General features: G+C 40.7%; 12 protein-coding genes. 9 read left to right on the top strand and 3 right to left on the bottom strand.

Going from position 1 to position 15089, the window contains the following annotated elements; genetic code table 11:
- Window positions 1-55: 55 nt before the first annotated feature.
- From NV379_RS22395 to NV379_RS22360, 8 genes are read left to right on the top strand one after another with little or no spacing between them, the layout of a single operon-like run.
- On the top strand, window positions 56-1348 hold the full coding sequence (locus NV379_RS22395; protein ID WP_258209564.1) for a sugar ABC transporter substrate-binding protein: 1293 nt from the start codon (window positions 56-58) through the stop codon (window positions 1346-1348).
- A gap of 45 nt (window positions 1349-1393) precedes the next feature.
- On the top strand, window positions 1394-2704 hold the full coding sequence (locus tag NV379_RS22390) for a sugar ABC transporter permease (RefSeq protein ID WP_373426150.1): 1311 nt from the start codon (window positions 1394-1396) through the stop codon (window positions 2702-2704).
- Entirely contained in the window at window positions 2705-3538 is an 834-nt protein-coding gene (locus NV379_RS22385; RefSeq protein WP_258209562.1) for a sugar ABC transporter permease, read from the top strand.
- Between the two features lie 36 nt (window positions 3539-3574).
- On the top strand, window positions 3575-5332 hold the full coding sequence (locus NV379_RS22380; protein WP_258209561.1) for a glycoside hydrolase family 13 protein: 1758 nt from the start codon (window positions 3575-3577) through the stop codon (window positions 5330-5332).
- 50 nt (window positions 5333-5382) lie between these two features.
- Window positions 5383-6300: a LacI family DNA-binding transcriptional regulator gene (locus NV379_RS22375; protein ID WP_258209560.1), complete on the top strand. Its 918-nt coding sequence runs from the start codon at window positions 5383-5385 to the stop codon at window positions 6298-6300.
- 26 nt (window positions 6301-6326) lie between these two features.
- Entirely contained in the window at window positions 6327-7661 is a 1335-nt protein-coding gene (locus tag NV379_RS22370) for an alpha/beta hydrolase (RefSeq protein WP_258209559.1), read from the top strand.
- A 7-nt stretch (window positions 7662-7668) separates the two neighbouring features.
- A complete protein-coding gene (locus tag NV379_RS22365) occupies window positions 7669-9018 on the top strand; it encodes an alpha/beta hydrolase (protein ID WP_258209558.1) in 1350 nt (449 codons plus the stop codon).
- The gene (locus NV379_RS22360) at window positions 9015-9605 is read left to right on the top strand and encodes a hypothetical protein (protein ID WP_258209557.1); all 591 of its coding nucleotides are present in this window, start codon (window positions 9015-9017) and stop codon (window positions 9603-9605) included. Before NV379_RS22365 ends, NV379_RS22360 begins: the two co-directional genes overlap by 4 nt.
- Window positions 9606-9775: 170 nt before the next feature.
- On the opposite strand, the gene NV379_RS22355 is transcribed toward NV379_RS22360, so the two are convergent.
- Complete coding sequence (locus tag NV379_RS22355; protein WP_258209556.1) at window positions 9776-11014, bottom strand: NAD(P)/FAD-dependent oxidoreductase; 1239 nt, start codon at window positions 11012-11014, stop codon at window positions 9776-9778.
- Between the two features lie 178 nt (window positions 11015-11192).
- On the opposite strand from NV379_RS22355, the gene NV379_RS22350 reads away from it, so the two are divergent.
- The gene (locus NV379_RS22350; RefSeq protein WP_258209555.1) at window positions 11193-12296 is read left to right on the top strand and encodes a DNA alkylation repair protein; all 1104 of its coding nucleotides are present in this window, start codon (window positions 11193-11195) and stop codon (window positions 12294-12296) included.
- Between the two features lie 298 nt (window positions 12297-12594).
- Here NV379_RS22350 and NV379_RS22345 read toward each other — a convergent pair whose 3' ends face one another.
- On the bottom strand, window positions 12595-13809 hold the full coding sequence (locus NV379_RS22345; protein ID WP_258209554.1) for an MFS transporter: 1215 nt from the start codon (window positions 13807-13809) through the stop codon (window positions 12595-12597).
- A 231-nt stretch (window positions 13810-14040) separates the two neighbouring features.
- Window positions 14041-14562: a CcdC protein domain-containing protein gene (locus NV379_RS22340; protein WP_258209553.1), complete on the bottom strand. Its 522-nt coding sequence runs from the start codon at window positions 14560-14562 to the stop codon at window positions 14041-14043.
- Between the last annotated feature and the right edge of the window lie 527 nt (window positions 14563-15089).

The following is a 15089-nucleotide window of genomic DNA, read 5'->3' as shown; positions in this document are numbered from 1 at the left end:
AAACGTTTAAGTAAAAATTAAGTGAAAGTTAAGTCATGATAAAGGGGGAGTATCCATGTCAAAACGATTGTTGACTTCCACAATTATTTTAACGCTGTTCAGCTCTTCATTACTCACTGCATGCGGAACGGATAATCAATCATCCAATCAGCAAGTGCAAGGCAATGAAGCAACAGGAAACGCACAACAAGATGGGATGAAACCTGAGGCTGGGGCTGAATTACTTGTATGGGAATCTAAAGGTCCTGAATTCGATTTTATGAAAGCGGTCGCACAAAGTTTTGAAAAGGAATACGGAATAAAAGTCAAAGTAGAGCCTGTTCCTGCGATAGATACCGTAAAGAAACTTACCACGGATGGACCAGCTGGAATTGGTGCTGACGTATTCGCTTCACCACACGATCAATTAGGGAATGCGGTTATGGCAGGACTTGTATTGCAAAATGATATATTTACCGATTCTGTAAAAAGTGATTTCATGCCGTCAGCTATTAGTGGAGTTACCTATAATGGAGTCCTTTACGGGTTTCCAACAGCCATTGATACCTATGCACTTTTTTACAATAAGAAGTTGATGGATAAAGCACCGAAGACTTACGAGGAGATTATTAAGTTCGCTGAGACTTATAACGATCCGAAAAGCAAAAAATATGGTTTTATGTGGGATGTAGGTCAGTTGTATCTGTCATATTCATTCCTTGGTGGTTACGGGGGATACATATTTGGCAATCAAGGTACGGATGTAAATGATATTGGTCTTAACAATGAGAAGTCGATTGAAGGCGCAAAATTCTTACAATCCTTCAAGAAAGTACTTCCCTTAAATATGAACGACATCAATGACAATATTATTACCGGATTTTTCCAAGAAGGTAGAACAGCTGCCATCATAAATGGACCTTGGTTTGCTGCAAGCTTGTCGAATACTCAAATAGATTATGGCGTAGCTCCATTACCACTACTTCCTAATGGTGAGCATCCAGTCAGTTTTTCAGGCATTAGAGGTTTATATGTAAACTCGTACACGAAGTATCCGATAGCTGCAAAATTGTTTGCGAGTTATACGACAAGTAAACAAAGTTTAACGAAGCGTTATGAAATGACAACTCAATTGCCTCCGAGGAAAGATCTAATGGACGATCCGATCATTACCAAAGATCCGAATACAAGGGCTTTCTTAGAACAAGCGAAGCATTCAACACCAATGCCGTCTATTCCGGAAATGGGTAATGTTTGGGTTCCAGTAAGTGCTGCACTCTCATCCATTTGGAATGATAATCAAGACCCGGGTACAGTCTTAAATAATGCTGTAAATCAAATTAAAACAGCAATAAAAACGAAAAAGTAGGATGATACTCCAAATCTCAATAAGGCGGTCTCAGCAGGTATGCATATGAAAAAAAGTTCTCGTCAGCATCAGACAAAAGCCACGATTTTCTCTGCTGTTTTTATAGGACTAGGCCAACTTTATAACAAGCAATATCTGAAGGGTCTTATCTATATAATCCTAGCTCAATTGTTCTTCTGGAACTATTATCCGATTGCCTATAAAGGTATTGTTGGACTTATCACGCTAGGAGATGTGCCTACAAAGATTATTAATGGGAAAGTCGTGCAGGGTGACCATTCTATTTTTCTATTAATTAATGGTTTGATCACATTAGTAGTCATTCTTGTGTATTTGGGTTTTTATTTCATGAATATTTATGATGCTAGGAAGAACGGGGCGCTTAGAGACGAAGGAAAATGTGCACCGCGATTTATAGATTCAATTAAGACGATGAAATTTCGCAAATTGCCCTACCTGTTATTATTGCCCGCAGCTTTTTTTGTACTGTTTGTTACCGTGATTCCCTTACTATTTAATGTGTTGATTGCCTTTACCAACTATTCTGCTCCTGGACATATTCCGGATCGATCTTTAGTGGATTGGATCGGATTTAGAGTGTTCTATGATTTATTTACACAAGAATCTTGGAGATCTACGTTCTTCGGTATTTCCATCTGGAATTTGATATGGGCAACAGTCTCGACCTGTACGGTTTTTCTGAGCGGTCTATTATTGGCGATGATGATCAATCATCCTAAGATTCGATTCAAAAAATTTTGGCGGACTATCTTTATTCTGCCTTGGGCGGTACCACAATTCATATCGATCTTGGTGTTTCGAGTATTATTGAACGGGTCGTTCGGCCCCATTAACGATTTTATTGCGAAGCTTGGTTTTTCACCGGTGCCTTGGCTTTCAGATCCAACGATGGCGAAAGTATCCATCTTAATTGTTAATTTGTGGTTCTCAACTCCTTTTCTAATGGCGTTGATGTCAGGAATTTTAACTACAATGCCGCGTGATCTTTATGAAGCTGCTGAGGTAGACGGTGCTACAAGACCACAAAAGTTTTTCAAGATTACTCTTCCTCTTGTCTTATTGGCTACCGCACCTATTTTCATTATGCAATTCGCTTTTAACTTTAATAATTTTAATTTGATTTATTTACTCACAGATGGGAAACCGAATAATCCTGACTTTTATTACGCGGGAAGCACCGATATTCTAATCTCTTGGATTTTTAAAATGACACTGAATCAAAGTCAATTTAATATGGCTTCTGCTGTGTCCATCATTATGTTCGTTTTCATTGCGATTTTTTCCTTATGGAATTACAAGCGGATGAAGTCAAATCAAGAAGAGGATTTGGTCTAAATGTCTAAATTAAAAAACAACTGGATGGTTATTGGCATTTACATCATTTTTATCGTGCTGCTCATTACCACCTTATATCCAATCATGTGGGTTTTTGGAACTTCACTTAATCCCGGTAATACCTTATTGGTAAGTCAGATGTTTCCTGATCATCCGACCATTGCGCATTATGTGGAGTTATTGAAGAACACAGATTTTGGCTTGTGGTATAAGAATACAATAAAGATCGCCATTTCAAACGCGTTAATATCCACTACACTTGTGGCAATGACGGCATATGCCTTCTCTAGATTTCGATTCAAAGGTAGACAACAAGGATTAATAACGTTATTAATCTTGCAGATGTTTCCCGGCTTCTTATCGGTTATGGCACTATTTGTTCTGCTGTTACAAACGAAATTGCTGGACACGCATCTAGGGTTAATTCTGATATATGCGGGCGGTTCCATTTCAATGGGGACATGGGTGATGAAGGGTCATTTTGACACGATTCCCAAAAGTTTAGAAGAGGCTGCTTATATTGACGGTGCCAGTAATAAGGATGCATTTTTCAAAATTATTCTACCTTTATCCTTACCTGCCATTACATTCGTTGCACTGAATAGTTTTATTACGCCGTTCATGGATTTTATTTTGCCGCAAATTGTTCTTCGATCATCGGAAAAAATGACGCTAGCGCAAGGTTTATATAATATGGTGGCGAATGAGACGAATTCTAGTTTTACCTTATTTGCTGCGGGTGCAGTACTTGTTGCATTGCCAATTACGATTCTGTATATGTACTTCCAAAAATATTTAATTCATGGAGTAGCAGCGGGTGCGGATAAAGGGTAATGGTTACAAACTATATCGTTAAAAGGAGTGTACGCCATGTTATTAGAAGCGATCTATCACAGACCTCGAAATTCCTATTGTTATGCGTACGATGATAATCTCATTCATATCAGACTTCGGACCAAAAAAGATGATCTGGAAGAAGTTCAAGCCATCTATGGGGATAAATATGATTGGGATAACACCGTGTGTGAGAAAGCTCTTCATAAAATAGCAAGTGATGCATTTTTCGATTATTGGCAAGTGGAAATCGAACCTCCACATTTACGACTGCGATATGCCTTTCACTTGATATCAGGTGATGAGACGTACTGGTACACGGAAAAAGGTTTTAGTAAACAAAAACCTAAGGATCCGCTAACGTTCTTCGATTTTCCGTTTATTTGGACGAATGAAGTGTTAAAACCGCCAGCATGGGTAAAGGAATCTGTCTTTTATCAGATTTTCCCTGAGAGGTTTGCTAACGGTGATACGAGTAATGATCCTGCAGATGTACGTCCTTGGGAAGAAACCAATCCGGGGCCGCATGACTATTATGGGGGCGATTTGCAAGGTGTATTCGATCGGATAGATTATATTCAGTCTCTAGGTGTGAATGCCATTTACTTTACTCCTATTTTCGAAGCCCAGACCAATCATAAATACGATACAACAGATTACTTAAAGGTTGATCCGCATTTTGGTGATGTTGAATTGTTAAAGAAACTGGTACATGCGTTTCATGAGCGCGGTATTCGTGTCATCTTGGATGCCGTGTTTAATCACAGTGGGTATCACTTTGCACCCTTTCAGGATGTGATCACAAACGGTGAGGCATCAATATATCGTGATTGGTTCCATATCAAGCAATTTCCAATTACTCGTGAACCAAGACCTTCTTATCATTGTTTTGCCTTTGAATCACATATGCCGAAGCTCAATACTTCTAACCCAGAGGCGCGACAATACTTGCTAGACGTAGCCCAATATTGGATTAAAGAATGTGATATTGATGGTTGGAGACTTGATGTGGCCAATGAGGTTGACCACGATTTTTGGAGAGAGTTCAGGAAAACTTTAAAAGCGCTAAAGCCTGATTTTTATATTCTCGGTGAGATATGGCATGATGCTATGCCATGGCTGGAAGGCGATCAATTTGACGCAGTCATGAACTATCCTGCAACGGATGCGATCATAGAATTTTTTGCGAAGGATACGATAAATGCCGAACAGTTCTCCAATCAGATCAATTGGCTCTTGGCTAATTATCCACAGCAAGTAAATGAAGCAACTTTCAATATTCTGGGGAGCCATGATACGCCTAGGCTGCTTACGGTTGCACAAGACGAAAATAAATTAAGGCTGGCCGTCTTGTTTCAATTCATGTTCCTTGGAACACCGTGTATTTACTACGGAGATGAGGTAGGAATGACAGGGGGAGCGGACCCGGATTGCAGAAAACCTATGGTATGGGAAGAAGATAAACAAAACCATGTGCTATTTGATTTTTATCAGCAAATGATTGCAATTAGAAAGAAACATCGCGTGTTACAAGACGGTTCATTCCATTTTATTTTTGTCAAAAATAATCAGCTTGTCGTACGAAGAAAGAATGCCCAGGAGCAAATCTACATTTGTTTTAACAATAGCAATCAATTGGAACAAGTTGATTTCCAAATTCAACAGGAATCTGCACCTGAACAAATAATAGGTAATGGTGCTTATAAACTTGAAGGTGATACCCTCAAGGTAAGCTTACCTGAATTCGGTTGGTTAGTATTAAATACCTCTAATGGTAACGGTTTGACAAAATAATCGGGATATGTTTAAATCGCCTTAAACGTTTAAGTAGAGGCAGGGTATCCATGAAAAAAACAACGATTAAAGATATAGCAAAAGAAGCAAACGTATCCATCGCTACAGTATCTTACATTTTAAACGATGTGAAGACGCAAACCATCTCGGATAATACGCGTGTTAAAGTTCTTAAAATTGCTCAGCAGCTTAAGTACGTAACAAACCGAACCGCACAATCTCTAAAGATTAAGAAATCCGGATTAATCGGTATTATCTTATTCAAAGAGGAAAATCAATACGTATGGTCGGATTTAAAATATGCGAAAACCATATTCAAGCTGGAGCAGCTATGTAGCGATTTAGGATACCATGTTATCTTTATGCAGATCGACAGTATGACACCATCTAATAAGATTATTATGGAAAGAAATTTGGACGGAGCGTTCTTAATTAACGTGGATCAAGCAAGATTTTCGACCATATCTAATTATTTTGGATTTGGGATTCCTGTATTTGTCATGGATAGCTATATTGATAACTCCTTGTTCCATAAAGTCATTCCAGACATTGAACAAAGCTTTCATTTATCTCAGCAATTACTTGGTGAATCCCCCCAATTTTTGATTATGGATTCTTATAACAATGTAGAATTCATTAAATTTATTAAGCACAAGTCAAATTTAGAAGATGACCAGATTTATGTCCAAGATAACATTGCTGGCAGTATGCATACGTTCTTATCTCAATTTCCAGATCGTCCTGGTATTGTCCTGAACGAATTTTTGGCAACTGAGGTATTCATAACGCATAAGAATATAGTCGCCATCAGCACTTGCAATTGTTCGGAGATTCTGAGAGATGATATGAAGAAAATGACGTTCGATCAGAATGATTATAAAGAAGTTGTACACATGATGGATCGTTACATTCAGGATGTGGATTACGTAAACAATGAGAAATTCTTCTTCTTGTCGGCCCACTCCTAATTAAATTAGTTGAGGGAGAATGCCTTGTGAATTCATCGCGGTTAATCGCCATCAAGAACTTTTATTCCCGTATTCTTAATAATAAAAGAGATATGTTTATTTACTTACCCGTTAGCTATGAGAAAAATGATACCAAGCGATATCCGGTTCTCTATATGCATGACGGTCAGCATATGTTTTTTGAAGATCAAAAAGGTGAATCTTGGGATATTCATACCACAGTAGATACATTGGTTTCACAAGGTAAAATGAAAGATATTATCGTTGTCGCGATTTCTCATGTGGAAGACACAAGAATATCGGAATATATGCATGCAAATCCGGATGGACGCAATATTTTTAATACGACAAATCAAGGCGAAGTATATGAGGAATTTCTCATCGAGGAAGTGAAACCTTATATCGATAAGGAATATCGAACACTAACAGATAAACATCATACGGCGTTAATGGGATCATCCGCAGGTGGGCTCGTGTCTTATAATATGGGATTTCGTCAATCTGCTACCTTTGGTATGATCGGTGCCTTATGTCCATTCTTCGTTAGTGTAGATCCGAGCACGATGGAAGATAGATGGCTAAGCGCTGTCTACACTGAAAAGAAGGATCTTAAAATATGGATGGATGTAGGGGATTCTGAAGGATTTACGGTTATGGAGAAACATGTGAGGCATGTGGCAGATGTCCTGATTGAAAGCGGCTACCAACCCGGAAATGACTTGATGTATTACCTTGCTGTCAATTCCGGTCATTCACAAAAAGATTGGGCAGATCGAGTTCATGCGCCTTTAATTTATTTTTTCGGTGAAATAGGTACGCCGGTCCGTGTTGATTTACATGGTCCTGAAACTGTAGGCATAGAGGGACTTAAGCAAACATTAAATGCGGTGGTTCATTATGATAGCGGATTTATGATGACGGATTTAAATGCAACCTATGAAGTTGCAGACCCCGAAATTTTGGAGGTAACAAGGGACGGAAGATTAATCCCTCTACAAGTCGGGAATACGATCGTGACCTATATGAATAATAACCTTACTGCCCAATTAGCAATCGCAGTGGTTCCTCATATTTCCGATGCTGTCACCGTGAATCTTTCTGTGAAAGTGCCGGCATGTACGCCAGAGACAGATAAGTTATATGCCGGTATAGAAATTCCGATGATTCAAGAAGGACTATATGGCGGGACTTTTGAAGTGCCAAGAGGAATTTCATTTGAATTCCGTATTTCTCGTGGTTTAGGGATGCATGAAACAGACAGTCAAGGCAGGGAAATTCCATATCGTAAATTTACAACAGATGATGGATTGGTCCTGAATTACGAAGTCGATCATTGGGTAGATATCATAACCGAGAAGTGAAAAGGTGATGAGAATGACATACAAGTCAAGTATATTGAGGATTGAGAACTTTTACTCGGCACATTTGGATAATCAGAGAGATATTTATGTGTATCTTCCTCCTAGTTATCAATATGAGCAAACGAAGGGATACCCCGTATTATACATGCATGACGGGCAAAATATATTTCATCCCGCTTTCAATGGGTATTCCTGGCATTTAGATCAAACCATTGATCGATTGATTCATAATCGTCAGATGGAAGAAATCATTGTTGTAGGTATTCCGAATATGGGACTAGAGAGATCTAACGAATTTACGCATGATTTGGAAGGGGTACTGTACCAGGATGATAAAGTACCTATTGAGCCCAAAGGTCATTTGTATGAAAAGTTTATTATTGATGAAGTAAAGTCCTATATCGATTCCGTTTTTCGAACGAAATCAGATTCAGCACACACCGCTTTAATGGGCTCATCTAGAGGTGGACAAGTTACCTATCATATCGGTTTACGTCATCCAGATGTATTCAGTAAGCTTGGCATCATATCCCCTTATTTCTACTGTGTAGATTCAATATCATTAGAACAAATCAGGCTTTACCATACTTTCTCAGAGAAACAGCCCCTATCTCAACTATGGATAGATCTAGGCAGTTCTGAAGGAACTTTAGTCATGGAAAAGCATGTTCGAGCAGTGACTGAAGAACTCGTAAATTTAGGATACGAAGCGGACAACCAGCTCATCTATTTCTATGACCATGGAGCAGCCCATGTTGAGAAAGATTGGGCAGCTAGATTAGCTTTACCACTCATTCATTTTTTTGGAAATAAGGGAGAAGAACGCTCATTATCTTTAAACGCCTGTGAAGAGGTTGGTATTGTGGGTCCTAAGAGTCGTCTGAACCCGATTCTGGAATTTGAGAATGACTTTAAGATGTCTCTATTACGGGCGACTTATCATGTCGAAGATCAAGAGATAGTGGAAATTTTAGCGGACGGAACCATCATGCCTAAGAAAACGGGGCTGACCTCGGTTACGGTTAAACACCAGGGCTTGGAAGCTACTACTACGATTCATGTTGTAAGTGAGAAACAAGAGCTAGTGACCTTAGACCTGATCGTTCATGTTCCGCCACATACACCCGTCGATATGAATATCTATGCTTGGTTTCCTTTACGATATAATCCGAGCAATGGTACGTACTACAATCGACTGCAAGTGCCTCTAGATGCTGAATTTATATACCAAATCAGCAGACAGGATGGAATGGTTGAGGTTAATTCAGCAGGAGAACAAGTTAAGCACAAATATACGGCATTGGAGGATGCTGTAATTGAAATTAACGTCGAAGATTGGAGGAGGAATGAATCATGAAAAAAATAGTTATGGGATTCATTTGCGGAACTATCTTTTTCACAGGAATATCTGCCTATGCAATGAACATCACAACGGAGACCGAGGCAATTGGATATCAGGTTGATTTTGACAATGGGAACATCAAATTGAACTCAAATCGCACGGATGCAAAGAAAGAGGATTCAACTTCTAGCGATCAGAATGTGAAATTACAGAGAATCCCTGTTACACAAAAAATAAATGAGGTTGAAGTTATCGTACATGCGATCAGAATTACGGATAAGACAACTGACTTTGAAATTACTATTAAAAACAATACAGATGATGAGAATATCACACCTGATTTGCTCAGCTCGGTCGTAGGCGCGAACGATCATGTTGTAGGGAAGCCATACGAAACAGTCAAAATCTCGCCTACAAATCCTGATTTTGGTACGGTTAATATCAAGCCCAATAAAGAGATACATGGCTGGGTAAGGCATCAAGGTTTGGTGGAAAAAAATATTGAAAACTTAACTTTTCAACTTACGTTAAATGGAAAGAGTGAAAAGCGAACATTTACGTTCCATATTGATTGTAAGGATATGAAGTTCCGCACGCTATAGAAGAGGATTTTGCTTGGTTTAGCACACGTACTATTAGGCGTAATAGACAATTGTAGAGCATCATCGTTTGAAATAGAAGGCTGAGCAGTAATTTGCTCGCCTTCTTTCTTTTTAACTATATATTATTGGCTGGAAGCAGCGGGACATACACCTAGACAAGTACATAAGACTTACGTACTGGTTGGGTAACGTGGACGATCAAATTCAAACAGATGGGCATCTGGATGATAGCCTGTCTCAATTAATGCGGGGATCAGATCGGTTGCTATCGAACTATACACCGTTCCATTTCCTCCATAACCTTCAATAAATGTAGAACGTGGGAACTTTGGATGCATCCCGATCATTGGCAATCCATCGTGAGTACTACCGAATGCTCCTGTCCAGCTATACTTGGCATTAATTTCTCCTAAAGAAGGGAACAGCTGTTTTATTTCATCTACAAGTCGAGTCGCAGTATGGGATAACATTCGTTCACGCTGCGCTTCAATGTTCAATCCTATATCGAATCCACCAGCGATAATACGGTTGTCCTTCGTTGTTCGAAAATATTTGTAAGGTCTTGCCGTCTCCCAGATGAGATTCCGATCTTGCCATACTTGATCAAGTAATGACGTTGATAACGGTTCAGTCATAATGGCGAATGTGCTCTGAATAACAGCATTGCTATCTTTCTTCATTTCTTGTATTTCATAACCCATTGCATATACGATGTGCTTTGCATTTATTTGAATACCTTTATCAGTAATGATTGTAATATGGTCCTTATGTTCCTCGCGATGACTAACCTTTGTGTGCTCATATAGCTGAAGACCATATTTACTTGTTGCAGTCTCGAATAGTGCATGAACAAATGCGAACGGATTTACTTCAGCATCTCCATGAGTAATAATAGCAGCCGGCTTCCTAAAACCATAAGTGGATTGAATCTTCGACGTATCCCGCCATTCGACATGAAAACCATATTTCATTAATGCCTCATACTCCGTTCTTAACGCTTGAACATCTTCATCGCAACTCGCAACGTATAGACTGCTTCTAGGGATCAAATCAGCAGAAAAGGGGAGAGATTCATGAATCGCAATGAGCTTGCTTACAGCTTCTTTACAGAGCGTATAGAACCGAACAGCCTTCTCAACACCGAAGGAATGAATACATGACGTAAGTGATTTATCATTGCAAAATTGCAGTAGGCCCGTATTCGCACATGTGCTGCCAGCTCCAACGGTTCGTTTTTCAATGGTAACCGTATTAAAGCCCTTACTAGCAAGTTCGTAGGAGATCAGTGCACCGCTCATTCCAGCACCAACGATAAGTACATCACAATCAGTATGTTGTTGTAGCATTGGATAAGCTGATTTGTTAGTAGTTAGCTCAGGCCATCCAGGAACACTGCTTCTTAGATCCATGTGTATTCTCTCCTTTACCAATTACATATTTCCCCACCTCGAAGTTTATAATACGTGTTTCTGGTTTGGAAAGGAGATAACTCGCTCAAAGTACTTATCATTCTAATCTTGACACCCTGTTGTCATATTTCATCCGTTATACTGAAACAAGAAATAGTCAGATGTGGAGGGGACATACATGGCTGAGCCATTAAAATTAGTCTATAATGAAAAATTTCTACACGGTTTTGGGGCGAAGATCAAATCGGTATATGATCCATTTGATGTGGAACATTTCATAGCAGAGGTTATCGACGCTTCATGGGACGAGTTGGCCTTAAAAGAAAGAATGCGGAAAATATCGGAGACGCTTGGTCGATATTTACCGCCTAGTTATGAAGAGAAGCTTGACGTGTTATTCGCGGTAAATGACGATGGATCCTGTACAGGTTTCCCTTACTTACTCCTGCCGGATTTCGTCGAGGTCTATGGTCAAGCCGATCAGCATTGGGAGTTATCGATGCATGCGCTAGAGCGGTTTACGAGTGGATCGTCGTCTGAATTCGCAATTCGACCGTTCATCTTGCGTGATCCCGATCGGGCGATGCGGCAATTGGCGATTTGGGCAGAGCATCCGAATGAACATGTACGCCGTCTAGCAAGTGAAGGTTGCCGTCCTCGATTGCCATGGGGAGTTGCCTTAGCGGTGTTCAAACGCGATCCAACTCCAATTCTTCCGATTCTGGAGAAGCTGCAAGCGGATCCTTCACTCTATGTTCGTAAGAGTGTCGCGAACAATTTGAATGATATCGCGAAGGATCACCCTACAGTGGTTATCGAGACAGCGAAACGTTGGCAGGGTAAACATCCGGACACGGATTGGATTGTTCGACATGCCTGCCGGACATTGATTCGAAAAGCCGATCCCGAGATCATGCAAATCTTCGGATACGCGGAGAATGCATCAGCACGAACAACCTCAGCGGAAATTACAATTGAGCCAGATGTGGTGAACATAGGTGAGAAGTGTAAGTTGAGCTATGCCTTGCGTGTGCAAGAGGGTGAACCGGCACGCGTACGGATCGAATACGGCGTATATTTTGTAAAGGCGAAGGGGCAGACGTCCCGCAAATTGTTCTTGTTATCGGACAAGACCGTCCCTGGTGGTTCCGTGCTTAACGGGCAACGCACTCATAACTGGGCTGATTTGACGACGCGCAAACATTACCCAGGGGCGCATCGGATTGTACTTGTTGTGAATGGAACGGAAGTAGCAGAGACGATGATAGATGTTAGAGCGTAGGTTTAATATAAGGTGAAGGGGGAGAGTCATTCATTGGAATGGCTCTTTTTGGATCTGCAGGACTTATCTTTGGGTTGCTAGTTCCCATGCTTTTCACGATCATTTGGATGCCGGGATACCGCGGGGTAACTGAACGAATTGACCGCATCCACGAGGTCATAGTGAACGAGATAACATATGGATGCATAAAGAGAAGCCTGCGGTTGAAATGCAGGCTTCTTCAATAATTTTAATATAAGATTAGGTGATCATGCAGTATATACGCCACAATTCACATTGATTTGGACTGCATTAATCCTCATCTAAGTTTCGTCATCGTTTGCTTATGATTATATAGCATCCTGTTTAGCATCTCAGAACTTAAGAGCATCACACCTGCGAACAAGAGCGCAACATACGGGAAGATCCCTGTGGAGAACTGTGTTGCAACAACTCCAAATAACGGAGGAAGAAATGTACTCCCCGTATATGCGACAGCCATCTGATAACCCATTATGGACTGAGAATGCTTCTTCCCATATCGAGCTGGTGTCTCATGCAGTAAGCATGGATAGATAGGAGCTAATCCTAGTCCGATTAATACATACCCGAGGCAAGAGAACAGTGTTGGAAGCGGGAGTACAAGTATTATTGTTCCAAACAATGCCGTTAATTGACCTGCGCGAATGAGCATCGTATTGCTAACTTTGAGTGTTATGAATCCACTTAGGAATCGTCCTAACGTGAGGCCGCCATAGAAGAGTGATACCCATTGTGCTGCAGTTGCTACCGATAATCCCTTAGAGTTAACGAGATAACTACTGCCCCATAGACCCATCATTGATTCTACTCCACAATAGAACAAGAAAGAGAGTAGTCCGACTTTCACCCCTTTAACTTGTAGTGGCTTCGTTGGAACACTATTCTCTAAGTCTACAGTGTGTGAGCTTGAATGATTCTCTTTCTCTTCTGCATGCGTAGTAGGTCGTAGCTTCGACCAAAGAGGCAATGAGATCAGAAGTACAGCAGTAAGACCAAATTGGATGATCGCAACACTCAAGTATCCATCTCTCCATGAACCTTGTTGAAGGATAAAGTAGGACATAATGATAGGGCTTGACATTGCACCGACACCCCAGAAGCAGTGCAGCCAACTCATATGATGAGCCTTATAATGATTAGCGACAACATTATTCAATGTTGCATCTACTGCACCAGCACCAAGTCCAAGTGGGATGGAGCATACGATAAGCCACGCCATAGACGGAGCGATAGAGTAACCCCACAGAGCAGCAGCCGTCATTAATACACTTATTAATGTGATCTTTCCTGCATCTAGCCACTTATTCAACCAACCATTCGCTAGGCTAGAGACGATCGTTCCTCCTGCAATAATCATGTACAAGAGACCAGCTGAATCGAGGGATTGGCCAAGATCTTTCTGCATGACCGGCCAACCTGCCCCTAACAGGGAGTCAGGCAGTCCGAGGCTTATAAAAGCCAAATAAATAATTAACAACAATAGTGTAGCCATGAACACACTCTCTTCTCTAGATGTTAGTAAGCGCATTCAACGCACATAGGTGTCATGAAAGCGATTAGATAATGAACAATATTATCACATGAAGAGAAGCATAACTATATAAAATTTGGAAAACGGAGTTTAACTAGGCGTTTTGCTTTGCCACTATAGTGATGGTGATATAGCGTACACAGATACATACATGGTGCCGGAACTAACTGATACACTAACGGATTTCATTCCTCAGCTTAACACGCGCTGATCCTGGAGCCCGCTCCGATTTTTTACTCGCTTTACTTTAACAACTACACCGCCGATTCGAACCACTACCATGGCTATAGCCATCAGGACGAATGCCGGTCCAATTAAATTCAGGTCAAAATGATGCTCAACAGAATAAAGATAAGCCTTCTCCAGATGATGTGTTACCCATTCGACCAGTAAAATACGCAGAATGAAAACAATTGCCATTACGGCAACGCTAACAATACCGGTTGTCACATACGTTTTACCTTTGTCATCACGTTCGACACTGACGAGGCCAATCAGCACGGCGCCGATCAGAGCGCCGAACAGGATAGATGCTGCAAGAAGCCAGCCATTGTTGCCGCCGGTCGGCACATCCTTCAGGTAAGTGGCGCCGAAGTATCCGAGGATGCCGATAGGGATTAGAAGACGAATGCTGTTAAAGGATTTACGTCCGAAAGTGCTGAGTACGATTACTGCAAAAGTGGCGATGATGGAAATCCAGGTACTAGTTGTCATTTATTGAGTTCCTCCTTGGTTGTTGTTTCGTTTTGGGATGTCTTCATCTTACCGGACTTAAGGAGGCACCACGTCCACCTGCAGATTGATTCTGCTGTCCGCGCGAATCAATCTGCAGGTGGATAGACGAGTGAATGATTGTTTTCAATAGTCCTGTATCCATAAAAAAAGAACCGGCATTTATCATGACTTCGGTCTCAAGATTTTCCTTGTTCATTTCATACTTACTTTTGCAAGACTAAAACTGGTGAGTGTCAACAATGCATACAGAACATGATATATGTGAACCTTTCGTGGACAAACTTATTAGAAAATAATTTGTGTCTGACTTCGGCTTATGCTACAAACGGTGATAACGCGCAGAACCGAACTTAAATCGCTTGGTCATCTGCCAAATCATGAACGGAGGGTTTCCTGTGAATAATTTTTACGCAGTCAGATTACGTTTCAATGCTTTGTGTCGCTAACTGAATAGTGCTCAAAGACTCTGCTTGTGTGCAGAGCGAACGGGATTGGTCTGCCTTGTC

Source organism: Paenibacillus radicibacter (assembly GCF_024721995.1).
Lineage (GTDB): Bacteria > Bacillota > Bacilli > Paenibacillales > NBRC-103111 > Paenibacillus_AM > Paenibacillus_AM radicibacter.
The sequence above is the reverse complement of the archived record's forward strand: the minus strand, read 5'-3'. Positions and strand labels throughout refer to the sequence as shown.